This is a genomic window from Mesorhizobium sp. M0862 (assembly GCF_040319795.1).
Classification (GTDB): Bacteria; Pseudomonadota; Alphaproteobacteria; order Rhizobiales; family Rhizobiaceae; genus Mesorhizobium.
In genome coordinates this window covers 15028-37149 of record NZ_JAMYOJ010000008.1, presented here as the reverse complement: position 1 = coordinate 37149, position 22122 = coordinate 15028, and the positions used below count along the sequence as shown (strand labels likewise).

Below are 22122 nucleotides of genomic sequence, written 5' to 3'. Positions count from 1 at the left end.
ATCTATCAGCGCGGAAGACGCCTAGCTCTTGCGAGGCTGTTCGGCGTCCGCAATGGCGGCCTCATGATACCAAGCCTCGCCATGGTCAAGCGGCTGATCGCGCAGCGAAGCAAGCTCTGCCGCAAACTTGGCCTTTACGCCTAAATTTGAGGCAGTTACACGCGATGCCGCCGGGAACATCAGGATTTTGGCCGACGGACGGGCTGAGGTGATTTCCATGGTCGGTCTCCTTTCTTCTGGAGAGGCTCTTCGATTCATCTTCCATCAAGGTAGGTCCTGCAATCCTTTTAGGCAAGATGCCTAAAGAAAGATCGGCATTTGCCTGTTATTTAAGCAAATTCCGCCTTTGATTGATCCGGGCGCATTGCTTAGGCGGCTTGCCATCACCGGCGGGATGAAAGGGCATTTTTGCCGCACCCTGACCAACTGAAGTGGCACACGATTTGCATTTTATCGACCGGCAGCTGGGCTGCTGGATGGCTCGGCGCGCCGGCGTCATCCAGGTTCGGTGATCAAGCAACGAGAGGCTCTAGAATGACGAAATACAAGCTCGAGTATATCTGGCTCGATGGTTACACGCCGGTCCCCAATCTTCGCGGCAAGACCCAGATCAAGGAGTTCGCCGAGTTCCCGACGCTCGAGCAGCTGCCGCTGTGGGGCTTCGACGGTTCTTCGACGCAGCAGGCCGAAGGCCACAGCTCCGACTGCGTGCTGAAGCCGGTCGCCGTATTCCCGGACCCGGCCCGCAGCAATGGCGTGCTGGTGATGTGCGAAGTGATGATGCCCGATGGCGTGACGCCGCATGTGTCCAACAAGCGCGCCACCATCCTCGACGACGAGGGCGCCTGGTTCGGCTTCGAGCAGGAGTATTTCTTCTACAAGGACGGCCGTCCGCTCGGCTTCCCCGAGAGCGGCTATCCGGCGCCGCAGGGCCCGTACTACACCGGCGTCGGCTATTCGAATGTCGGCCCGATCGCGCGCCAGATCGTCGAGGAGCATCTCGACCTCTGCCTCGCAGCAGGCATCAACCATGAAGGCATCAACGCCGAAGTGGCCAAGGGCCAGTGGGAATTCCAGATTTTCGGCAAGGGCTCCAAGAAGGCCGCCGACCAGATGTGGATGGCCCGCTATCTCTTGCAGCGCCTGACCGAAAAATACGAGATCGACATCGAGTATCACTGCAAGCCGCTCGGCGACACCGACTGGAACGGCTCGGGCATGCACGCCAACTTCTCGACCGCCTATATGCGCGAAGTCGGCGGCAAGGCCTATTTCGAAGCGCTGATGGCTCAATTCGACAAGAACCTGATGGACCACATCGCCGTCTACGGCCCGGACAACGACAAGCGCCTGACCGGCAAGCATGAGACCGCGCCGTGGAACCGCTTCAGCTACGGCATCGCCGACCGTGGCGCCTCGATCCGCGTGCCGCATTCCTTCGTCAACAATGACTACAAGGGCTACCTGGAAGACCGCCGCCCGAACTCGCAGGGCGACCCCTACCAGATCGCTTCGCAGATCCTGAAGACCATCGCGGAGGTTTCGACCAGCGCCCAGGTTTCGGCGGCCGCCTAAGCATCTATAGCGGCGCAGGCTTCATAAGCCTGCGCCGTAGCCTGCTGCTATCACGTCTACGGTCTGCTATTGGTCAAACAAAAACCCCGGCGTCTGAACTGACGCCGGGATTTTTCCTTGTCGCTGAGGCTTATCGTTCAGACCGAATAGTACATGTCGTATTCGACCGGATGCGGGGTCATTTCGAAGCGCATCACTTCGGCCATCTTGAGCTCGATGTAAGAGTCGATCTGGTCGTCGTCGAAGACGCCGCCGGCCTTCAGGAAGCCGCGGTCCTTGTCCAAGCTTTGCAGCGCTTCGCGCAGCGAACCGCAGACGGTCGGAATCTTCTTCAGTTCCTTCGGCGGCAGGTCGTAAAGATCCTTGTCCATCGGCTGTCCCGGGTGGATCTTGTTCTTGATGCCGTCGAGGCCGGCCATGAGCATGGCGGCGAAAGCGAGGTAGGGGTTCGCGCCCGGATCGGGGAAGCGGACCTCGACGCGCTTGGCCTTCGGCGACGAGCCGAACGGAATGCGGCAGGAGGCCGAACGGTTGCGCGCGGAGTAGGCGAGCAGAACCGGTGCTTCATAGCCAGGCACAAGGCGCTTGTAGGAGTTGGTCAGCGGGTTGGTGAAGGCGTTGATGGCCTTGGCGTGCTTGATGATGCCGCCGATGTAGAACAGGCACGACTCCGACAGGCCGGCATATTCATTGCCGGCGAAGGTCGGCTTGCCGTTCTTCCAGATCGACTGGTGGACGTGCATGCCCGAGCCGTTGTCGCCGAAAATCGGCTTCGGCATGAAGGTGGCCGTCTTGCCATAGGCGTTGGCGACCTGGTGCACGACATATTTGTAGATCAGCATCTTGTCGGCGTTGCGGACCAGCGTGTCGAACTTGATGCCGAGCTCGTGCTGGGCAGCGGCAACCTCGTGATGGTGCTTTTCGACGCGCACGCCCATTTCGGCGAGCACGGTCAGCATTTCGGAGCGCATGTCCTGCGCGCTGTCGATCGGCGGCACAGGGAAGTAGCCGCCCTTGACGCGCGGGCGGTGGCCGAGATTGCCGGTCTCGTAGTCGGTGTCGTCGTTGGACGGCAGTTCGGTCGAGTCCAGCTTGAACCCGGTGTTGTAGGGATCGGCCTTGTACTTGACGTCGTCGAAGACGAAGAACTCGGCTTCGGGGCCGACATAGATGGTGTCGCCGATGCCTTCGGCCTTCATGTAGGCCTCGGCCTTCTTGGCGGTGCCGCGCGGGTCGCGGTTGTAGGATTCGCCGGAGACCGGATCGAGAATGTCGCACAGGATGACCATGGTCGACTGGGCGAAGAACGGATCCATATGGACGGTGTCCGCATCGGGCATCAGCACCATGTCGGACTCGTTGATCGCCTTCCAGCCGGCGATCGAGGAGCCGTCGAACATGACGCCGTCGGCGAACATGTCTTCCTCGACCTCGATGACATCCATCGTCACGTGTTGCAGCTTGCCCTTCGGATCGGTGAAGCGCAGGTCGACGAATTTCACGTCGTTGTCCTTGATCTGCTTCATGATGTCTTTGGCTGTCGTCATGTCGTTTCTTCCCTGTGTGATGACGTTTCGAGGAGACGTTAATCTGAAATCAGAAAGCTCAGACGGCGTCCATCCCCGTTTCGCCGGTACGGATGCGAACGACCTCCTCGATGTTGGAGACGAAGATCTTGCCGTCGCCGATGCGGCCGGTCTGCGCCGCTTTGCGGATGGCTTCGATGGCGCCTTCGACGGCGTCGTCGCCCAGCACGACTTCGATCTTCACCTTGGGCAGGAAGTCGACGACATATTCGGCGCCGCGATAGAGTTCGGTATGGCCTTTCTGGCGGCCAAAGCCCTTAGCCTCGGTCACGGTAATGCCTTGCAGACCGGCCTCCTGAAGCGCTTCCTTCACTTCGTCTAGCTTGAACGGCTTGATGATCGCTTCGATCTTTTTCATGTAAAAAGTGGCCTCCACTGCCAAAAAAACGGGTTGTGCGCCCCGCTTGCGCCTCCATCAAGCACGAACTGTGCCAATTTCAGCCCACGCGAAGCGGTTTCGCGCAATTCCAATGCCGCGCCGCGCCGGGATGCACATTCGCGTCATCCTCTGCTTCGGCTGCGGCAAAGCTGCCCGAAGCCTACACATTGCCGCTTCGGGCGTCTGCACGATAATTAGGCAGATTGCGCATTTTGCAGGCCCGCGCGGATCCGTGCAGTTTGGGCGGCCTGGCAGATTTGACCCATCATTCCCGGTGTGGGCATATCCGCGTCAACGACGCAGTGAAAGGTGGACGAATGAAGGGTGTATTTGGGCGCGGGCAGTCTTCACGTGGCTCTGCCGGCTCCGGTGGCGGTTCGACTGGTGGCGGACCACCGCGGGCCGTGGATTTTCCATGGCGCGACAAATCTGACAGCGCCGCCTGCAACTTTGCATTCGGACATTTGCGCGACAATCTTCCGCAGCTTTTGGCGGTGAATGGACGCATCCATGCCGAGACCATCGTTTCGGCTGCGGGAGCGATTGCCGGCTTTGCCGCGCAGTGCGCTCTGCTCAGCGGCCGCACACCCGAGCTAGACATCGTGACGACCAAGGACGGGTCGCGTTTCCTGTTCGGCGAGCCGCTGAACGAGATGCTCTTTGCCCGCGACGACAAGAAACCTCCGGAGCGGCTCTGGAACCTCGCTGCCGGAACGGCGATCAACAACGGCCTGCCGCCGAATGGTATGCCTTCGCTCGAGGCCATGTTCGCCCATGTCTCGCAGACGCTGGGCGGCCCACTGGAGGGGCTGCCGTCGGTCGGCAAAAATCATCATCCGCATTTCCCGGTCAGGAAGCTGCTTGGATTTGCATGGCCGGTGCCGGTGACGTGTCTGACCGGCCGTCTGCCGAATGCGACAATTGTCTATGGCGAGGCCGATGTGACCAATTGGCCGGCCATCACCGCCAATGTGGCGGCATTGATTCTCGGCCAGGCCAAGGATTTGCTCGACCCGAAGCTGGGTCTCACCATCGTCATGGAATCGGCGATCTATGCCTCAAAGCTCGATCCCGGCCTCGTGTCCGGCCGAGCTCCCGACGCTGCCACGCAAGGCGGATGAACCGAAGGACGTACCAGCGATGGGTTTGCCAGCCGGCGCCAAATTGGAACTGCTGTCGCCGATCGAGATGGCGGAGACCGACCGGTTGGCAATCGCGGCCGGTCCACTGGACGGCTATGGCCTGATGAAGCGCGCCGGCGAAGCGGTCGCTGCTGTGGTGTTGGCGCGCTACCCCGCCGCGAGCCGCGTGCATGTGCTGTGCGGCCCCGGCAATAATGGCGGCGACGGCTATGTCGTGGCGCGGTTGCTGGCGGAGACGGGTGTCGATGTCGCGCTGTGGACGTCAGGCGAACCGAGGGCAGGCAGCGATGCCGCGATCGCCGCGACCCAATGCCTGCTGGAACGCAAGCCGCTAGCGGCTTTTGCCGCCGAGCCAGGCTCGTTGATTGTCGATGCTCTCTATGGCGCGGGGCTGTCCAAGGACCTTTCGGGCGATGCCGCACGCGCGGTGGACAGTGCCGCCCGCCAGTCTGTTGTCGCCGTCGATTTGCCTTCAGGGGTCTCAGGTGACAGCGGCAACATTCTCGGCACGGCATTTCGTGCCGACATCAGCGTCACCTTCGCGCGCAAGAAACCGGGGCATCTGCTGTTGCCCGGCCGGGACCGATGCGGCGAGATCGTCGTCGCCGATATCGGCATTGGCGACGACATCATCGCGCAGGTCGCGTCGCGCACGTTTCAAAACAAGCCGGCGTTCTGGCTTGAGGCACTGCCGGTGCCGGCGGTCGATGCACACAAATACAAACGCGGTCATGTCGGCGTCTTCTCCGGCGGACCGTCGGCGACGGGTGCGGCGCGGTTGGCCGCACTTGCCGCTGCAAGAAGCGGGGCAGGGGCAGTGACCGTGCTGTCTCCTGCCAATGCCATGCAGGTGAACGCCACGCATCTGACCGCGATCATGCTGCGCAAGGCCGACGCTATCGAGGACGTGCAAGACTTTCTCGGCGATCGCCGGTCGTCGAGCTTTGTCCTCGGCCCGGGCTTTGGTGTTGGTGACAAGGCGCGCGATTTCGCCCTCGCCGTGCTCGGCAGGAAACAGAGGGAGGGCGGTGCCGAAGGGTTGGTGCTCGATGCAGACGGCATCACGTCCTTCCGCAACGCGGTCTCAACGCTGTTCGAGGCGGCCGGCAGGCCGGATGCGCCAGCATTGGTCATGACGCCGCATGAGGGCGAGTTCGGCCGACTGTTTCCCGACATCGCCGACGACAAAAGTCTGTCCAAGCTCGCCAAGGCTCGCGTGGCTGCGGCGCGCGCCAACGCCACTGTCATCTACAAGGGCGCCGACACCGTCATCGCGGCTTCCGACGGCCGCGCCGCGATCAACGCCAATGGCGCGCCATGGCTGGCCACCGCCGGGTCAGGGGACGTGCTTGCCGGCATAATTGCCGCGCTGCTGGCGCAAGGCATGTTGCCCTTCGAAGCAGCTTGCGCCGCTGTCTGGATCCATGCCGAGGCCGGCAGCCGCTTCGGTGCTGGATTGATCGCGGAGGATCTGCCGCTGGCCCTGGTGCCGGTGCTGCGTGAACTGGTCGATGCACGGCAGAAGGTGGCGATCAGATGAAGCATTTCGCGTTCGTCGTTGCGGCCATCATGGCGCTGTTCGCATCGCATGCCGTGCGCGCCGAGCAACCGGTCACCATTGTCGACGATCCGGCGGTGCTCGCCGCCCTTGATGCCAAGGGCTTTGGTTTCGCCGGGGTTTTCGCCGTCGATGGCGAGGACGATTTGAAGTCGCTCTACAGCGAGGCGCCGGCCTATCGTGCAATCGTCGACATGGTGGCGGCCGACATTGCCGCGCTGCGGGCCGAGATAAAGGCTGGCGGGCGCACGCTCTACGAGGTGACCGACGGCAATGTCGGCCGCGTCATCGATATGCGCTGGCTGAAGACCGAGGCCGCGCGCTTCCGCCTGGTCGGCGTCGTCAACCGGCTGGACCGGCGCGACTTCACCGCGCTCCAAGGTGACAAGAGCTGCGGCGAGGTGCGCTTCATCTATCGCCTGGCCTACAGTTTCCGCAAGAACGGCAAACTTCTCGCTTCGCGCCTGCCGTTCAACTTCAACGCCGTCTACAGCGTGGCGCCGGATGCCGATGGCGGCTGCGTCGGCGTTGCCGGGCGCTGGACACCGCAGATCGACGAGAACGTCGATGCCGGCTGGCTGGCCGGCGGGCCGCTGGAACCGGAGGAACTGACTTTCAAACAGCTCGAACTCAACGCGCAAGTGGTGCGCTTTCCCTCGGGCCAGGAGACCGAGTTCGGCGGGCAGGCGGCCTATCTGATGCGGATCTTCGGCATCGATGGCGCTACCGTCAGCGAGAATCCGCTGGAAAACACGCCTGACACAGCACGGCTCTCGGACGATGCGGCGCTGAAGAAAAGGCTTGCCGACTATGTTAGCGCCAATGTCGCGGCGGTCGATCTCGGCGTCTACGAAATCCCCAACGAATTCCTGGCGAAGAAAATCATTTCGTGGTCGACCTTCGGCAGCGCGAGACAGGCCAACCATCCGTTCACGCCGCTGTTCCAGCCAGCGGATTTCGCCGGCCTGGACTATGCGGCGCTGAAACTGGTGCGGACACCGGAGGCGCTGGTCGAGCGGCTGGACAATGGCGCCTGCCAGGGCTGCCACCAGGCAGGCTCGACGGCCGGCTTTCACTTCATCGGCCTCGACGACAAAACGACGTCGCCTCTCAACCGGATCGAGGTCGGCATCTCGCCGCATCTCCATGCCGAGATTCCGCGACGTGAGGCCTGGCTGCGCGCGACGGAAGAAGGCAAGGAGCCGAACCGCTACCGGCCGCTGTCCTTCGCGCCGCCGGCGACATGGACCGATGCCGGCGATGTCGACTACGCCCCGGCCGAGATCGCGATGCCGTGCCTGATGCCGGATGATGCAAAACGCTTCGGCGCGACTTGGCAATGCGGTGGCGGCACCGTCTGCACGCCGCTGGCGACGGCCTCAGGCGTGCGCACCACGCTGGCGCAATGTCTGTTGCCCAAGGACAGTCCAAAGATGTTTTCGGGCCATCCCTGCCTGACCGGGTCGATCTCCAGCAACCCGTCTCAGCCGTTCAACGACCGCTACAAGATCACCGGCCAGTTCGCTGCTTTTGCGCCGACCTTTTCGCGGACCGCCTACACCTGCCGGCCACCGAAAATCGGCGTACCGGCAGGCATCGCTTATCGCGGTTGCGACGACAAGGACCGCAGCTTCGCCGCCTTCAAGACGGGCAAGCCGATGCCATCGGAAATTTGCGGCATGGTCGGCGGCAAGAAATTCGACACCTGCGTCGCCACCAACAATTTCGACCAGTGCCTCGGCGGCGCGGTCAACCGCGGCAACCGTCCCGCATGTTCGGCCGATCATTTCTGCCGCGAGGATTATATGTGCCAGTCGCTGCCGCCGGACACGCCGGGCGCCGCCAAGGTGAAAGGCATCGGCTACTGCTCGCCGACTTATTTCATCTTCCAGATGCGCATCGATAATCACGCGACGCCCTGGGCGAGCGCGACCAGCGCCCCCAGGGATGCGGGGTTCGGGGCGGCGGAAGAGGAGTGAGCCTGCGAGTTGGGCGACCACCAGTTCAGCGCTGGAGATAGTCTTCCATCCGCGCAGTCCATTTGGTGTCGAATTCCGAAATGTGGCGCTGTGCTACGCTCGAGTTCAGCAGCGTCGAGAGCGCGGTCACGGCGATCGGGTCCAGGTCGGGCGGCTCCGTGTAGCCAAGCGCCGCCAGCCGTTGAGCCCATGATGGATGGGTGGACTTTGCATCATCCGGGCTTGCCCACGCCTTGCGGGCGCAAACATCGAGGCAAATGGGTTCTCGCAGCTGGCCGGCAGCTTCCAGCATGCGCTCGAGCGGCGGTCGCGGCGGACGCAAAGCACCTCGCAATTCATGCTGCAAAGGGTCATAGACCGTCTCCGTGAAATGCACGTCTGCCGTGGCAAGAAGCAACAGCGCGCGTGCGGCGTGCTCGGCGTCGCCGGAGGATGCCGTGTGTCGATCTGCCTTGATCTCCGCTTCGCGCGAAAGCCGGATTTCTTCCCGCTCGAACGATTGCGACAGCCAGCCGATAGCGGCGTGGAGCAGGCTGCCTGTGATCGTGGTTCCGGGCGGGGCATACTCGAAGACAAATCCGAAACCGTTTTCGAACTCAGCGAGATTGAGGCTGCCATTGGTATCCTTGTTGCGCACATGCGCGTCCTCATGGGCAAGGATCGCGGCAAGCGCTCTTTCATCGGTCACTGCGAGGAGAGGGATGCCAATGGTTAGAAACAGCCGATTGCCGAGAAGGCCGAGAAGCGTGCGCTCTTCGCGCACGCTGGCGTTCAGGTTGCCCTCTAGTATGACAACCGTGCGCGCAGCACGGCGCGGTCCGGCGACGCTCCGCCACAGCGCCCACAGGCCGGGCGCTTCTGCTTCACTGACGCCTTTGATCTTGCTGCGTCGGAAGCCCGCAAACAATGTGCCGAACAGAAATGCCAAGGCCGTGGTGGCGATCGGCATGACGACGAAGCCGCTGGCGATAAACCAGATTGGATGGTTGTCGAGCAGGGACATCCAGACGCAGAAGATGATGAGAGCGGGAACAACGAAAAACAGGACCGTGAACCTGCCAAACCGCCGACCGGCGCTGATGATCAGTCGCGACATTGGATGTTACAACGGGATGTTGTCGTGCTTCTTCCAGGGATTCTGCATGTCCTTGTTGCGCAGCATGCGCAGCGCCCGCGCGATGCGGCGGCGGGTCGAATGCGGCATGATCACCTCGTCGACATAGCCGCGTTCGGCGGCGACGAAGGGCGACAGGAAGCGGTCTTCGTAAGACTTTGTGTGGGCTGCGATCTTTTCGGCGTCGCCGATATCCTTACGGTAGATGATCTCGACCGCGCCTCTCGCCCCCATCACCGCGATCTGCGCCGTCGGCCAGGCATAGTTCATGTCGCCACGCAGGTGCTTTGAGGCCATCACGTCATAGGCGCCGCCATAGGCTTTGCGGGTGATGACCGTGATTTTCGGCACGGTCGCCTCGGCGTAGGCAAACAGGAGTTTCGCGCCATGCTTGATCAGGCCGCCATATTCCTGCGCGGTGCCGGGCAGGAAGCCCGGCACGTCGACGAAGGTGACGATGGGAATGGAAAAACAGTCGCAGAAGCGCACGAAGCGCGCCGCCTTGCGGCTTGCGTCGGAATCGAGCACGCCGGCCAGCACCATCGGCTGGTTGGCGACGAAGCCGACGGTACGGCCCTCGACGCGGCCAAACCCGGTGACGATGTTCTTGGCGAAGTTCTGCTGGATCTCGAAGAAGTCGCCTTCGTCGGCAACTTTGAGGATCAACTCCTTGATATCATAGGGCTTGTTGGCGTTGTCCGGGATCAGCCGGTCGAGCGACAGATCATGGTCGGTGACCGACTGATAGCATTCGACCTCCGGAAGCTCCGACGTGTTGGACGCCGGCAGCAGATCGACCAGCCGGCGCATCTGCAACAGCGCCTCGACGTCATTGTCGTAGGCGCCATCGGCGATCGAGGATTTGGTCGTGTGGACGGACGCGCCGCCAAGGCTCTCGGCCGTCACCGTCTCGTTGGTTACGGTCTTCACCACATCCGGCCCGGTGACGAACATATAAGAGGTGTCGCGCACCATGAAGATGAAGTCGGTCATCGCAGGCGAATAGACGTCGCCGCCGGCGCACGGCCCCATGATCACGGAAATCTGCGGTATGACGCCGGAGGCCAGCACGTTGCGCTGAAAGATCTCGGCATAGCCGCCAAGCGCCGCCACGCCTTCCTGGATGCGGGCGCCTCCGGCATCGTAGAGACCGATGATCGGCGCGCGATTGCGCAACGCCATCTCTTGCACCTTGATGACCTTTTCGGCATGCGCCTCCGACAGCGAGCCGCCGAAGACGGTAAAGTCCTTGGCGAAGAGATAGACCGGACGGCCATTGACCGTGCCCCAGCCGGTGACGACGCCATCGCCTGCGATCTTGGTCTTCTCCATGCCGAAATCGGTCGAGCGATGCTCGACATACATGTCGAACTCCTCGAACGAGCCTTCGTCGAGAAAGACCTCGATACGTTCGCGCGCCGTCAGCTTGCCCTTCTTGTGCTGGGCGTCGATGCGGGTCTGGCCGCCGCCCATGCGGGCGATCTCGCGGCGGCGCTCGAGTTCCTTCAGCACATCCTTCATCGCTCGGTCTCCAGAAATGGAAGCTGCATTTGTGGTAATGATGCCTGCAGGCGTGTGCAAGCGCCGCTTTCGGCCTCGATTATTGCGCTGCAACATGTGGCCCCTTGTATTCCGGAGCGAACTCAGCCATATGCAGCCCATAGGCGCTTGGGCCGGAGATTCCGGCCTTCTCGACAAATGAGACTGGTTGCGTCTGTTTTCCCTCTTTCCGGTATATCGGCCCCTCTTTCCGATACATCACGAAGTGGCGAAAGAGTCCCGTGGCATGACGCCTGCGGGCACGACAGCGCAGCCGAGTGGACGTTTCCGTCCGCCCGCCTTGTCGTTTCATATCAAATTTTCGACGGCAGGTTGCGCCCTGCCGCCATCGATATTTGCGGCCAAGACCGCGTGAAAGAAGACTATTTTGACCAACGAAAACACCTCAGCCGGTAACGCTATCTCGACCGGCAACACTGCGGAGCTCACCGGTTTCGCAGCCCTTGGAATTACGGGCGCGCTGCTCAAGGCGACGCATGGCGCCGGCTTCACCGAGCCGAAGCCGATCCAGACGCAGGCGATCCCGCCGCAGATGGAAGGCCGTGATATCTTCGGCATCGCCCAGACCGGCTCCGGCAAGACCGCTGCCTTCGCGCTGCCGATCCTGTCGAAGATCATCGCGCTCGGCACCAAGCGCCGAGCCAAGACCACTCGTGCGCTGATCCTGGCGCCGACGCGCGAACTCGCCGTCCAGATCGAGGACACCATCAAGATCCTCGCCAAGGGCGCGCATGTCTCGACCGCTCTCGTGCTTGGCGGCGTCTCGCGCTTCAGCCAGGTGAAGAAGGTCGCTCCCGGCGTCGACATCCTGATCGCCACGCCCGGCCGCCTGACCGACCTGGTGCGCGAGGGCGACTTGATTCTCTCCGACACCAAATGGCTGGTGCTGGACGAGGGCGACCGCATGCTCGATATGGGCTTCATCAACGACGTCAAGCGGATCGCCAAGGCGACCGCGCCCGACCGTCAGACGGTGCTGTTCTCGGCCACCATGCCCAACGAAATCGCCGAGCTGGCGAAGGGCCTGTTGAAGAACCCGATCCGCGTCGAAGTCGCGCCGCAGAGCACCGCTGCTGCCGAAATCGTGCAGGGCGTTGTCTTTGCCCGCACAAAGCAGAAGCGCCAGGTGCTGTCGACGATGCTCGCCGACGAAGCGATGAAGTCCGTCATCATCTTTTCGCGCACCAAACATGGCGCCGACCGGGTGACCAAGGACCTCGAACGCGACGGCTTCAAGGCCGCCGTCATCCACGGCAACAAGTCGCAGAACGCCCGCCAGAAGGCGCTCAACGATTTCCGCGAGGGCTCGGTGCGCATTCTCGTGGCTACCGACATCGCGGCGCGCGGCATCGACGTCCCCGGCATCAGCCATGTGGTGAATTTCGATCTGCCGGATGAGGCCGAAAGCTATGTCCACCGCATCGGCCGTACCGGCCGTAACGGCATGGACGGCATCGCCATCACGCTTTGCGATCCTTCCGAAAACAGCAAGCTGCGTCAGGTCGAGCGCATCATCCGCAGCAAGCTGCCGATCGTTGCCGACCATCTCGGCAGCCCGGATCCGGTGCGCAATCCGGCCGAAAAGAACGAGCGCTTCGAGCCCGCCAATGATCGCAACGACCGCAATGGCCGTCGCGACGGCAGGCGGCCCGGTGGCCAGAACAACGGCTTCGCCAAGAAGCGTTTTGGTGACAAGCCGGCCTTTGCGGGTGCAAGCGAGCGCAAGCCGGAAGGCGCCAAGGCCTTCAAGGGCAACAACAAGCGCCGCTTCGGCGGCAAGCGGCCCGCTGCGCGGGCTGCCTGATCAGACGAACCGGTCAGGCTCGTCGAGCCTGGCTTGATTGCTGACGATTGAATATGAGGACGGCCGGGGCAATGCTTCGGCCGTCCTTTTCGTTTAGGGCTGCCCGGTAATTGCCTTCACCCACACGACGATCCGCTGCGCCAGGAAAGCCGTGGTCGAGGGCGACAGCGCGTCGCCGGCAATGACGTGGTCGTCGGGATCGCCATTGTCGTCGACGGGCACCAGTTCATGCGGTGCGCCCCAGCGGCCGGCGATTTCGCGGGTGCGATCCTGGCGCACCACCTTGTCGGAATCCGAGAAGATGAACAGCGCCGGTATGATTGCCTTCTCCACAGGCGCTGCGTAGGCAAGGTTGGTCAGCGCCGCCATCGGTAGCACAGCTGCCATTGGATATGTGTGCGTCCAGAGTTTCTCGTGCAGCGCGTTGCGGGTCGGAAAGCTGCGCTCCTTGCCGCCGACGAAATCGGCGATCTGCCTGCCCCAGGGCATGGTCAGCAGCTCGGCGCCTGAAGCCCTGATGCCAAAATTCGGCGAGATGAATGCGATTGCAGCGACGCCGTCCGATGCGCCAGGCTCAGTCGCCGCCCATGCCGCCAGCGATCCACCGGTCGAGGTGCCGATGACGATCACCTTGTCGCCGATGGCTCGGCCGATGGCGAGCGCCTCCTCATAGTCGTTGATCCAGGCATTGACGCTGCCTTGCGCCATAGCAGCGCCGTCCTGCCCATGACCGGTGAGGCGGGTGTAGAAAAGGTTGGCGTCGAGTTGGTCGGCGACCTCGTCGGCCAGCGGGCGAACCTCGCCCTTCGATGCCGAAAAGCCATGGATATAGACGATCGCCAATGGCGTCCTGGCGTGAACCATCGGATCGGCCCAGATGATTTCTTTCTCGAGCCCGTCGCGAACGTTGGGCACGGCAGCCTCTTCGCGCGCAATATACGCTTGCGGATCGTCGCCGATCACTTTGGGGTCGAAGCTGATTGTTGTGTCGACGGGAACGCGCGGACCAAGCAGGAGGGCCAAGACAAGGATGATGACGACGCCCAGCACCGCAAGCACGATCCGTCGCCCCATCTCAGACTCCACAACAATTCTAAAGCCTATGGCGGCCGGTGCAGTCAGGCAACAGCCGGACTGTGGACAGCTATTGGTTCGGCGGCTTGCGGTCGAAATTCAGCGGCCGCCCTGTCCAGCGGGTCGCCGTGCTGATGAACCACCGGCAGACTGGCCTTGGCAGCAGTGCCAGCACCTTCAGCCCCCAGCTCAGCCGGTGAGGGAAGGTAACCTCGAAGCCGCCATGCTCGATGCCGCGCAGCATGCGGCGCGAGGCGCGGTTGACCGGCATCAGTCCCGGCATCGGCAGCATGTTCTTTTCGGTCAGCGGCGTGTCGATGAAGCCCGGATTCATCACCTGGATCCGGACATTCATCTTGTCGAAATCGTATTTCAGCGACTCGGCCAAGATGTTGATCGCCGCCTTCGAGCCGCCATAGGCCGCCGTGGTCGGCCAGCCGAAATAGGCGGTAACCGATCCGACAAGCACAATATGGCCGCGCGCACGGATGCGCATGCGCTCCATGAGCGGGACGAGGCCATTGATGATACCGAAATAGTTGACCTCGAAGGTCTGGCGAAAGTCGCGGACCCTGAGGTCTTCGCCGGGCGTGGCGATGTAGTTGCCGGCGTTGAAGACGGCGAGCACGATCGGCCCGAGCTCCTTTTCAATCGCCGCCACCGTGCTTGCCATGCGCGGCTCATCGGTGACGTCGCAAGGGTAGGCGACGACACGTCCCGGCATCTGCGCCGTCTCGACGATGAGCGCGTCGAGTGGGTCGCCGTCGAGTGCGGTGACCGCGACGACAAAGCCCTTTGCCGCGAGGTCCTTGGCCAGCGCACGGCCGATGCCGCTGCTGCCGCCGGTTATCCAGGCGACGCCGTGCTTCGGGTTGGCCCGGTAAAGTGTCATTCTGCGCCCTGCCGATCTGTCATTAGTGCTCTAGCGGTGAAAAAATCGAATGAAAAGAGCGCTTTTCCGTACTGGTTGAAATGATCGTCATCGCGCGTTGTCCGGCCGCGGGAGATTGCAGTGCCCGAAATGCGACTGGACCAGGCGAATTCTTGCCTTGAAACGCAAGCTTCGGGTTTCTAGGGTCTCGCCGCAGCTACATAAGGAATCCCGGATGCCCCGTTCTGTGATCGAAGCGATCGGCAACACGCCCCTGATCCGCCTCAACAAGGCCTCGGAGCAGACCGGCTGCGAGATCCTGGGCAAGGCCGAGTTCATGAACCCCGGCCAGTCGGTCAAGGATCGCGCCGGCCTGTTCATCATCCGCGACGCCGAACAGCGCGGGCTGTTGAAGCCGGGCGGGGTCATCGTCGAAGGCACGGCAGGCAATACCGGCATTGGCCTGACGCTGGTTGCCAAGGCGCTGGGCTATCGCACAGTGATCGTTATTCCCGACACCCAGAGCCAGGAAAAGAAGGACACGATCAAGCTGCTTGGTGCCGAGCTGATCGAAGTGCCGGCGGTGCCTTACAAGAACCCCAACAATTACGTGAAACTGTCGGGGCGGTTGGCCGAGCAGATGGCGAGGTCGGAGCCGAACGGCGCGATCTGGGCCAACCAGTTCGACAACGTTGCCAATCGCGACGGCCATATCCGCACCACGGCGGAAGAAATCTGGATGCAGACCGGCGGCAAGGTCGACGGTTTCGTCTCGGCGGTGGGTTCGGGCGGAACGCTGGCCGGCGTCGCCTTCGGGCTGAAGGCCAAGAGCAGCAACGTCAAGATCGCGCTCGCCGATCCGCTGGGTGCGGCGCTCTATTCCTTCTACACCAGTGGCGAATTGAAGTCCGACGGCAGCTCGATCACCGAAGGGATAGGGCAGGGGCGCATCACGGCAAATCTCGATGGGTTCACGCCGGACTTCTCGTTCCAGGTGCCGGACGAAGAGGCGCTGCCGATCGTCTTCGACCTGATCCAGGAAGAAGGCCTGTGCGTCGGCGGTTCGACCGGCATCAACATTGCCGGCGCGATCCGGCTGGCGCGCGAGCTTGGCCCCGGCCACACCATCGTGACCATCCTTGCCGACTATGGCACGCGCTACCAGTCGAAGCTGTTCAACCCGGAATTCCTGCGTGAGAAGAACCTGCCGGTGCCGGGCTGGATGGATGAGCGCAGCACAATTTCGGTGCCGTATGAGAAGGTCGCCTGATGGCGCACAGAACAGAAGCGCTGTTTCGCGACGACGCCTATCTCAGAGAGGCTGACGCCACCGTTGTCGCCATCAACGAGCGCGGCGGCATCATTCTCGACCGGACCATCTTCTATGCCACATCGGGCGGCCAGCCTGGCGATACCGGCACATTAGAGCGCGCGGACGGCAGCCGCATCGCCATTGCCGCCACCATCACCGGCGAGACCAAGGACGAGATCATCCATGTGCCGGCGCCGGAGCAGCCGGCACCCGAGGTGGGCGAGCGGGTGAAACTCGCCATCGACTGGGAGCGGCGGCATCTCCTGATGCGCATGCACGCAGCTTGCCATTTGCTCACCGTCGTCTGTCCGTTTCCGATTACCGGTGCTGCGGTTTCCGAAGATGACAGCCGCGTCGACTTCGACGCTCCCGATGCCGGCTTCACCAGGGAAGACGTCACCGCCGGGCTGATGGAGCTGGTGCGGGCCGATCATCCGATCTTCGTCAGGCTGATCACCGACGAGGAACTGGCAGCCAATCCTGGCCTGGTGAAATCCAAGACTGTCCGGCCGCCCGCCGGCACCGGCAAGATCCGCCTGGTCTGCATCGGCGACAACGCTTCGATCGACAGCCAGCCCTGCGGCGGCACCCATGTCAAAAGCACCGGCGAAGTCGGTGAAATCCATATCGGCAAGATCGAGAAGAAGGGCCGCGAAAACCGGCGTTTTCGCATTCGCTTCGGACCAATGCCGGCGAATTAGGGTCAAATAGCACGTGGCCTCTATGTTGCTCAGCCGGTCTGAGACACCTTGGCTTAACCAAGGTGTCGGAAACTGGACGGTGATCGCTCAACCCATGCTTCGATCTGCTCGGTGACAAACTTGGCTGCTTGATGGTGGATGAAGTGGCCAGCCCCGGGCAAAGCAATCACGGCGGTAACGTTGTCGACTTCTCGGAAGGTCCCGTCAAAAGCGCTTGACGGCACATAGGGATCGTCGGAGCCAAACAGCACAAGGGTCGGCGCCTTGACCAAAGGCAGCTGGCCCAGATCCGGCACCCTGCCAAGCGGTATGTTGGCCCTGTAGTAGCCCAGCATCGCTTCCGGATCGGATCGCCTGAGCGAATCTGTCAGGGCCTGCCTGTCCTGCGGATCGGCGACCCAGGTGGCGAGTTTGTCGATGTCCAGCATCTGGGTGGCGCCCGGGACCTGGAAGCCACGTACATATCCGATGATCTCGGCATTGGCCGGATCGGCGACCGCACGCAGATAGTTGCGGGGGTGCGGTGCCGACAGCAGGATGAGATGGCGCACGACCTGCGGCACGCGTACGGCCAGCCACCATGCGATGATGCCACCCCAGTCATGGCCGACAATAGCGGCCTGGGTCAGCTTTTCCGCTGCAAGAACAGCCAGCACGTCGTTGACCAGGTGGGTCAGCGCATAGTTGCCATGGCCTTGTGGTCCATCGCTTTGTCCGAAGCCCCTCAGGTCCGGCGCGATCACCCGATATCGGTCGCAGAGCGCTTGCATCTGCCGGCGCCAGCCCATTCCGTGATCCGGAATGCCATGCAGAAACACAATCGGCGGGCCTGAGCCCGCCGCTGTGTAGTGCAGTTTGACGTTGCCATTGACGGCAACCCTAGATTCAAACGCCACTTCCTGTTCCGTCAATTGCAATCCATTCGAAGCAGTAGACCGAGTTGGGAGGCTCGAACCGCCGGCCTACATCTTGACTTCGAGGCGCAGGAACGGGCCGTTGAATGTCTGGGTGCTCTTGTCCGCCATCTCAAGCAGATTGTGCCACTGTTCGACCCGATAGCCTGCGGTGAACGTGGTATCTTCCCACGGTTTGAAAGTCACGCCACCGGAAAGGTCTATGCTGGTAACAACCTTGTTGGAATGCTGGCTTTCGCTGACGTTGATATCTGGATCAGGAGTAGGATCGCTTGGATCGCTCTCATGTTCGTGGAGGCTAAACTTGTCCGTCCGTCGGCCCCACATAGCCGAGCCCGAAACCGCACCGGTAAGACCCCACGTCTCACCCAGCGGATAGTAGACTTCGGCGCCGAGGCGCGGACCGATGCCGTAGAACTCGGATGAGCCAAGCTTGTCAGCGTTGCCGCCCTTGTCGGCCGGATCATTGGGAGTGGCGCTCACATTGAAATTCAGCTTCTCCTTGGAGTGCAGCAAGCGCAGACCGCCGAAGAACCGGATGTCGGCGCCCTGCGCCTCGACATGCTTGCCGATATCGAAGTCGAGCGTCTGGAAATTGTAGCTGTTGCCGAACGACAGGCCGATGACGCCGCCACTTTGCGGGACATTCAGACTAAAGTCGTTGTCCTGGCCGGCGTGAAAAGTACCAGCGAGCCTCCAGTCCACATCCGAAGAAATCGCTTTGGTGAGCGCCACTGATCCGTAGAGATCGCCGAAATCATTGCCACTGCCGAGCTTGTCGCTGGTATCGCCAAGCTTGTCGACGTTGGATTGATAGACCGCGCCTTCGAAGGCAATCTTGATGCGGGAATCGACCACTGCAGGATCGGTTACCTGTGCATCGGCGGCATGAGCCGCGACCACACCAACTGATGTCACCGAAGCGGCAGACGCTGCAACCGTAGCAAGAAGCTTACTTGAAACCTGATTTCGCATTTTTCCCCGCCTGGAATCGATCTGAATTGATATTAGCCCACTCGCACACTACCGCAGCGGCACCTTTCGTCATAGCTGCCATAATCATTTATCGGGCAGTGTTACGCGTTTGCCACAGAACCCGTTTTATCTCTGCGAATCGAATGTGATAGCGTAGGAGTTTCTGGTCGAGATGTCGGCGCTGGCCGCCTGGTGTCTACGGCTGCGCGGGGGGGCATCGATGGACGACCGGATACAAATCGAAAGCGTTCTCAACAACCTCGTCTATGCGCTTTTTGCTCATGGCGGGCAGGCGGAAACGAGTGGTCGGCCCAGCGACTTCGGCAACATGGTTGTCTTTGACAATCCGGAAGCCGTCGACACAATCGTCAAGGCGCCGGAGCTCTTTCGGAAGAACTTCTCCCTGATCTCGGCGCTCGGTTTCAGCCGTTTCAACACGAACGATCAGGATTGGTCGGTCCGGCGTACCATCACCCAGGACGTCTATTTGGCGGCCGCCAAGCCGGCGCAGCAGCACCCCGTTGCGGAAATCTTCGCCACCTGTCTGTCCAGTAGCGACGCCACGCTACCAGCCATCCAGCAATCGTTGTTCGCCGCGTCGATGACCATATTTTACAGGGCTTTCGGCCTTGTTCCCGATATGGCGGCGACGCTGTTGCTGCTCGACAGGGTCCGCGACGTTCTGAGGCGTCTCCAATATTATTCCTGGGTGACGCCGACGACCGCCGAACGTGGGAACGCTATCCAGGACGCTCGCGCGGTGGTCGCCGATTTCGCATCGCTGCTGATGGCGGATCCCCGCGCCGCTGCGGAGATGGACCGCTTTAGAAGCGAAGCCACAGATATCGAAGGCTTCTCGCCGGTGGAGGAGTTTGTCATGAACTTCTTCGCAGGCGTCGAGACATCGGTGACGACCGCACTTTGGGTGATCGATCGACTGGGGGCAAACCAGCAGGTGCAAGACCGTATCCATGCCGAGGTTCTCTCGGGCGATGCGCAGACGCCGTATACCGATTGCATGATCAACGAGACGATGCGCTTTTTCCCTCCGATTCCGTTCCTGACCCGGGAAGTCGGTGCCGATACGGTTCTCGAAGGTCGGCGTCTCTACGCCGGACAATTGATCATGGTGTCGATCGTCGGCGTGCACCAGAACCCGGCTTTCTGGTCAAACCCGCGTGTCTTCAATGCCAGCCGGAAGGAGTTCCTCGACAACAGCTTTGATCGGAGGGCCTTCATTCCTTTCCTCACCGGACCGCGCATGTGCGGTGGCGCACGTCTCGGCCGGCTGGAAGTTCGGGAGGCAGTCCTTGCCATTGTGCGCCAGTTTGCTTTTAGCCGGGCCGACGATGTCATCCGGTTCGACTATGCGCTGGCACTGCGCCCGGCGCAGGGTGCCTCCGTCAGTGTTTCGCGTCGATGAAACGCAGGGTCAGGCATGGTCCTGCCAAAACCGAGCGACATAGTCCCCAAATTGCCTTTTGATCATCGCCTTGAGTTCGGCATCATGCGCATAGCGCGCACCCGTCGATACGGCTTTTGATTTCAACTCGAAACCTGGGAACCAGTTGCTCATCGTGGCGGAAACGTTTTCCTGCTGGTTGGCGATGAAGTCCTCGTAGCAGACCTCAGCCACTCTGCTCTGATCAAGGGTGTTCAGGTAATTTTTCCACCTGATTTCGCTGTCGAAAATATGTTGGGCGGTATCCCTGGCAACCCTCTCGGTCAAAATTGTCACCTTGGGGATTCCAGGCAGCGTCTCCCGACTGTCGAACGGCTGGCCAGTATGGAGCATCGAAAGCAGGCTTATGGTTTGATCCACCTTGTTTCTTCTTGAGAGGAAGACATAGAACGAGTTGCCGTCGTCGTTGCCGATTGAATTGCGTGCGAATGGCAGGTTTTCAAAAAAAATCTTGGCGGCGAACACACCGTTCTCAGTCCTTTTCGCCAGGAGCTGGCGACCATAGGCCATTGCCCGCTCGTTGAGTTTTTCAAGATCAATTGTGTTGTCGGCCGACCAGCGTATCATCAGCGGCAAGGCATACTGCCACTGAAAATACTCGGTTGGGATTCCCAAGCCGAACTGTTGCAAGGTTTGGCAATAGGAATGCCCGGCCGTTCGCGGAGTGGTGCAAATCAGGATCTTGGCGGGATTTTCGGTTGAGCTTTGGCGATCATAGGTCGCCGAGATGTATTCACTGTACAAATCGTCGAAATGCATATCCGGAACCAACCCACAATCACACGCCAGATTTAGGCCGCAGACAGGAACCCCAGGATGAGCAGAGCCTGGTCCAGCGTCATCAGCGATGGCGGATCGCCAGCATCGATGTTGTCGACAAGCCACAGATCAGGCCGTGCGAGCCGTGTGCGCTCGATGGCCTGCCGGTCGACGAATTGGCTGTCGCGGCCGTACATCAACAGAACGCGGGCGTCGATCTTGGCAGCGATTGGGAAAAGATCGTATTGGCGGCCGGTCAGTGCGCCAAAATTTCCCGTCGTTGCGGGGTCATAGGCGAGCCGGAAGCCCTCGGGACCGGCTGCGATCCGGTTCTCCACATAGCGATTGAACACTGCGTCCTCGACCGGCCCCATGAGGGATCTGGTGGTGGCCAGATAGTCCTTGGCAGCCGCACGGCTCTCAAATTTAAGCGCACTTTCCTTCATGACGACGTCTCTCATAGCGTCGACCTTAGGCCCGCCGAGCATTGGAACGTCGTTGAGAACGATTTTCGTGGCCTTGGAGCGAGTCATGTGCAGAAACAACAGCAAGATCGTGCCGCCCCACGAAGTGCCGATGAAGTGGTTCTCCGTGCCGGCGAACTCGCCAAGCGCGCGCAGGCACTTGGAATAGACGTTGATGTCGTAGCCGGAGCCCAGATAGGCGCTACGCCCGCGCCCCAACAGGTCTGGGCAGACAACCAGGAAACCATTGCGGCACAAGAATGTGGCGAGGTAGTTAAAATCGGCACCATTGCCGGTGAAGCCGTGAAGGCAGAAAACTGTGGCGTGAGGCGTGCCGGCTGGCCGCCAGATGCGCACGAACATTGCGGCATACCGGTCATCCAGCCGGATAAGTATTTCTTGCGTCAGTGCCTCGGCAGGCTTGGCCGAACTCATCAGATGTCGCGCTTGCGGACGGCACGCTTGACCGAGCCGCGGTTGTCAATGAAGTCGCGTTTCCAGAACACCGACTTGTCAAGGTTTATGAGCTTGGCGTTCTTGATAAGTGGCAGGATATGGGACGAAGACCGCGTCGCCAGCACCGTGACGGCGGTAGCGTCGCCGCCGGGAAAAGGATTGAGCGGACCGCCATTCTTCGCCCATGCCTCCGCTATCTCGCGACTGGTCTGGATCCATCCAACGTAGGCCACGATAACGTCGTCGATCGAGCCGATCATATGTGTCTGCTGATCCATTTGATAGCGTAGCGTCTTCACCATCAAGCCGAACTCGTAACCATCGAAAGGCGGATAGTGTGCAAGAAAATTGCAAACAAGCCCGAGCGAAGCCGGATTGCTCGGAGTTCGGGAAAACAAGAGATTGCTCATGTCGAGATTTTATTGACCCCGCCCATC

General features: G+C 61.3%; 20 protein-coding genes. 8 read left to right on the top strand and 12 right to left on the bottom strand.

From position 1 onward, the window contains the following. Nucleotides 1-21 precede the first annotated feature (21 nt). Nucleotides 22-219 (bottom strand): DUF2735 domain-containing protein, encoded by a 198-nt coding sequence (locus NKI15_RS14150; RefSeq protein WP_352459017.1) that lies wholly within the window; start codon nucleotides 217-219, stop codon nucleotides 22-24. Nucleotides 220-534: 315 nt separating this feature from the next. On the opposite strand from NKI15_RS14150, the gene NKI15_RS14145 reads away from it, so the two are divergent. Further along, a complete protein-coding gene (locus NKI15_RS14145; RefSeq protein ID WP_023691256.1) occupies nucleotides 535-1575 on the top strand; it encodes a glutamine synthetase beta-grasp domain-containing protein in 1041 nt (346 codons plus the stop codon). Between the two features lie 137 nt (nucleotides 1576-1712). Here NKI15_RS14145 and glnA read toward each other — a convergent pair whose 3' ends face one another. Continuing rightward, the gene (glnA, locus tag NKI15_RS14140; protein ID WP_023672775.1) at nucleotides 1713-3122 is read right to left on the bottom strand and encodes a type I glutamate--ammonia ligase; all 1410 of its coding nucleotides are present in this window, start codon (nucleotides 3120-3122) and stop codon (nucleotides 1713-1715) included. Between the two features lie 58 nt (nucleotides 3123-3180). Next, nucleotides 3181-3519 (bottom strand): P-II family nitrogen regulator, encoded by a 339-nt coding sequence (locus NKI15_RS14135; protein WP_006205430.1) that lies wholly within the window; start codon nucleotides 3517-3519, stop codon nucleotides 3181-3183. 485 nt (nucleotides 3520-4004) lie between these two features. On the opposite strand from NKI15_RS14135, the gene NKI15_RS14130 reads away from it, so the two are divergent. From NKI15_RS14130 to NKI15_RS14120, 3 genes are read left to right on the top strand one after another with little or no spacing between them, the layout of a single operon-like run. Next, the gene (locus NKI15_RS14130; protein ID WP_352886244.1) at nucleotides 4005-4661 is read left to right on the top strand and encodes a hypothetical protein; all 657 of its coding nucleotides are present in this window, start codon (nucleotides 4005-4007) and stop codon (nucleotides 4659-4661) included. A 19-nt stretch (nucleotides 4662-4680) separates the two neighbouring features. After that, complete coding sequence (locus NKI15_RS14125; RefSeq protein WP_352515196.1) at nucleotides 4681-6222, top strand: NAD(P)H-hydrate dehydratase; 1542 nt, start codon at nucleotides 4681-4683, stop codon at nucleotides 6220-6222. Further along, entirely contained in the window at nucleotides 6219-8219 is a 2001-nt protein-coding gene (locus NKI15_RS14120; protein ID WP_352515195.1) for a hypothetical protein, read from the top strand. Before NKI15_RS14125 ends, NKI15_RS14120 begins: the two co-directional genes overlap by 4 nt. A gap of 25 nt (nucleotides 8220-8244) precedes the next feature. Here NKI15_RS14120 and NKI15_RS14115 read toward each other — a convergent pair whose 3' ends face one another. Both NKI15_RS14115 and NKI15_RS14110 read right to left on the bottom strand, forming a co-directional pair. Then, nucleotides 8245-9168 (bottom strand): M48 family metallopeptidase, encoded by a 924-nt coding sequence (locus NKI15_RS14115; RefSeq protein WP_198021014.1) that lies wholly within the window; start codon nucleotides 9166-9168, stop codon nucleotides 8245-8247. 153 nt (nucleotides 9169-9321) lie between these two features. Next, nucleotides 9322-10854, bottom strand: coding sequence for an acyl-CoA carboxylase subunit beta (locus NKI15_RS14110; RefSeq protein WP_023743038.1), 1533 nt, complete (start codon nucleotides 10852-10854; stop codon nucleotides 9322-9324). A gap of 406 nt (nucleotides 10855-11260) precedes the next feature. On the opposite strand from NKI15_RS14110, the gene NKI15_RS14105 reads away from it, so the two are divergent. Beyond that, entirely contained in the window at nucleotides 11261-12697 is a 1437-nt protein-coding gene (locus NKI15_RS14105) for a DEAD/DEAH box helicase (protein ID WP_031246530.1), read from the top strand. 93 nt (nucleotides 12698-12790) lie between these two features. Here the strand turns inward: NKI15_RS14105 and NKI15_RS14100 are convergent, their stop codons facing one another. After that, nucleotides 12791-13771, bottom strand: a complete 981-nt coding sequence (locus tag NKI15_RS14100; protein ID WP_352886241.1) for an alpha/beta hydrolase — start codon at nucleotides 13769-13771, stop codon at nucleotides 12791-12793. Nucleotides 13772-13841: 70 nt separating this feature from the next. Continuing rightward, the gene (locus NKI15_RS14095; RefSeq protein ID WP_023698793.1) at nucleotides 13842-14663 is read right to left on the bottom strand and encodes an SDR family oxidoreductase; all 822 of its coding nucleotides are present in this window, start codon (nucleotides 14661-14663) and stop codon (nucleotides 13842-13844) included. A 214-nt stretch (nucleotides 14664-14877) separates the two neighbouring features. On the opposite strand from NKI15_RS14095, the gene NKI15_RS14090 reads away from it, so the two are divergent. Beyond that, nucleotides 14878-15912, top strand: a complete 1035-nt coding sequence (locus tag NKI15_RS14090) for a cysteine synthase A (RefSeq protein WP_023816020.1) — start codon at nucleotides 14878-14880, stop codon at nucleotides 15910-15912. Further along, nucleotides 15912-16655: an alanyl-tRNA editing protein gene (locus tag NKI15_RS14085; RefSeq protein ID WP_352515194.1), complete on the top strand. Its 744-nt coding sequence runs from the start codon at nucleotides 15912-15914 to the stop codon at nucleotides 16653-16655. The genes NKI15_RS14090 and NKI15_RS14085 overlap by 1 nt, the downstream gene beginning before the upstream one ends. A gap of 53 nt (nucleotides 16656-16708) precedes the next feature. Here the strand turns inward: NKI15_RS14085 and NKI15_RS14080 are convergent, their stop codons facing one another. Continuing rightward, complete coding sequence (locus NKI15_RS14080) at nucleotides 16709-17566, bottom strand: alpha/beta fold hydrolase (protein ID WP_023708490.1); 858 nt, start codon at nucleotides 17564-17566, stop codon at nucleotides 16709-16711. Between the two features lie 51 nt (nucleotides 17567-17617). Continuing rightward, the gene (locus NKI15_RS14075) at nucleotides 17618-18544 is read right to left on the bottom strand and encodes an Lpg1974 family pore-forming outer membrane protein (protein WP_156932460.1); all 927 of its coding nucleotides are present in this window, start codon (nucleotides 18542-18544) and stop codon (nucleotides 17618-17620) included. A gap of 172 nt (nucleotides 18545-18716) precedes the next feature. Between NKI15_RS14075 and NKI15_RS14070 the strand changes: the two genes are divergently transcribed. Then, nucleotides 18717-19967: a cytochrome P450 gene (locus NKI15_RS14070; RefSeq protein WP_352515193.1), complete on the top strand. Its 1251-nt coding sequence runs from the start codon at nucleotides 18717-18719 to the stop codon at nucleotides 19965-19967. 9 nt (nucleotides 19968-19976) lie between these two features. Here the strand turns inward: NKI15_RS14070 and NKI15_RS14065 are convergent, their stop codons facing one another. Genes NKI15_RS14065 through NKI15_RS14055 form a run of 3 tightly spaced genes read right to left on the bottom strand, consistent with a single transcriptional unit; the run spans nucleotide 19977 to nucleotide 22095 of the window. After that, nucleotides 19977-20765 (bottom strand): Stf0 family sulfotransferase, encoded by a 789-nt coding sequence (locus NKI15_RS14065; protein WP_023706529.1) that lies wholly within the window; start codon nucleotides 20763-20765, stop codon nucleotides 19977-19979. Between the two features lie 32 nt (nucleotides 20766-20797). After that, complete coding sequence (locus NKI15_RS14060) at nucleotides 20798-21664, bottom strand: alpha/beta hydrolase (protein WP_352515192.1); 867 nt, start codon at nucleotides 21662-21664, stop codon at nucleotides 20798-20800. Next, nucleotides 21664-22095 (bottom strand): hypothetical protein, encoded by a 432-nt coding sequence (locus tag NKI15_RS14055; RefSeq protein WP_023672793.1) that lies wholly within the window; start codon nucleotides 22093-22095, stop codon nucleotides 21664-21666. Before NKI15_RS14055 ends, NKI15_RS14060 begins: the two co-directional genes overlap by 1 nt. Nucleotides 22096-22122: the final 27 nt, after the last annotated feature.

Coding starts and splice junctions, on each gene's coding strand:
- NKI15_RS14150 (WP_352459017.1), bottom strand. CDS start 219: ATGGAAATCACCTCAGCCCGTCCGTCGGCCAAAATCCTGATGTTCCCG.
- NKI15_RS14145 (WP_023691256.1), top strand. CDS start 535: ATGACGAAATACAAGCTCGAGTATATCTGGCTCGATGGTTACACGCCG.
- glnA (WP_023672775.1), bottom strand. CDS start 3,122: ATGACGACAGCCAAAGACATCATGAAGCAGATCAAGGACAACGACGTG.
- NKI15_RS14135 (WP_006205430.1), bottom strand. CDS start 3,519: ATGAAAAAGATCGAAGCGATCATCAAGCCGTTCAAGCTAGACGAAGTG.
- NKI15_RS14125 (WP_352515196.1), top strand. CDS start 4,681: ATGGGTTTGCCAGCCGGCGCCAAATTGGAACTGCTGTCGCCGATCGAG.
- NKI15_RS14120 (WP_352515195.1), top strand. CDS start 6,219: ATGAAGCATTTCGCGTTCGTCGTTGCGGCCATCATGGCGCTGTTCGCA.
- NKI15_RS14115 (WP_198021014.1), bottom strand. CDS start 9,168: ATGCCGATCGCCACCACGGCCTTGGCATTTCTGTTCGGCACATTGTTT.
- NKI15_RS14110 (WP_023743038.1), bottom strand. CDS start 10,854: ATGAAGGATGTGCTGAAGGAACTCGAGCGCCGCCGCGAGATCGCCCGC.
- NKI15_RS14100 (WP_352886241.1), bottom strand. CDS start 13,771: ATGGGGCGACGGATCGTGCTTGCGGTGCTGGGCGTCGTCATCATCCTT.
- NKI15_RS14095 (WP_023698793.1), bottom strand. CDS start 14,663: ATGACACTTTACCGGGCCAACCCGAAGCACGGCGTCGCCTGGATAACC.
- NKI15_RS14090 (WP_023816020.1), top strand. CDS start 14,878: ATGCCCCGTTCTGTGATCGAAGCGATCGGCAACACGCCCCTGATCCGC.
- NKI15_RS14085 (WP_352515194.1), top strand. CDS start 15,912: ATGGCGCACAGAACAGAAGCGCTGTTTCGCGACGACGCCTATCTCAGA.
- NKI15_RS14075 (WP_156932460.1), bottom strand. CDS start 18,544: ATGCGAAATCAGGTTTCAAGTAAGCTTCTTGCTACGGTTGCAGCGTCT.
- NKI15_RS14070 (WP_352515193.1), top strand. CDS start 18,717: ATGTCGGCGCTGGCCGCCTGGTGTCTACGGCTGCGCGGGGGGGCATCG.
- NKI15_RS14065 (WP_023706529.1), bottom strand. CDS start 20,765: ATGCATTTCGACGATTTGTACAGTGAATACATCTCGGCGACCTATGAT.
- NKI15_RS14060 (WP_352515192.1), bottom strand. CDS start 21,664: ATGAGTTCGGCCAAGCCTGCCGAGGCACTGACGCAAGAAATACTTATC.
- NKI15_RS14055 (WP_023672793.1), bottom strand. CDS start 22,095: ATGAGCAATCTCTTGTTTTCCCGAACTCCGAGCAATCCGGCTTCGCTC.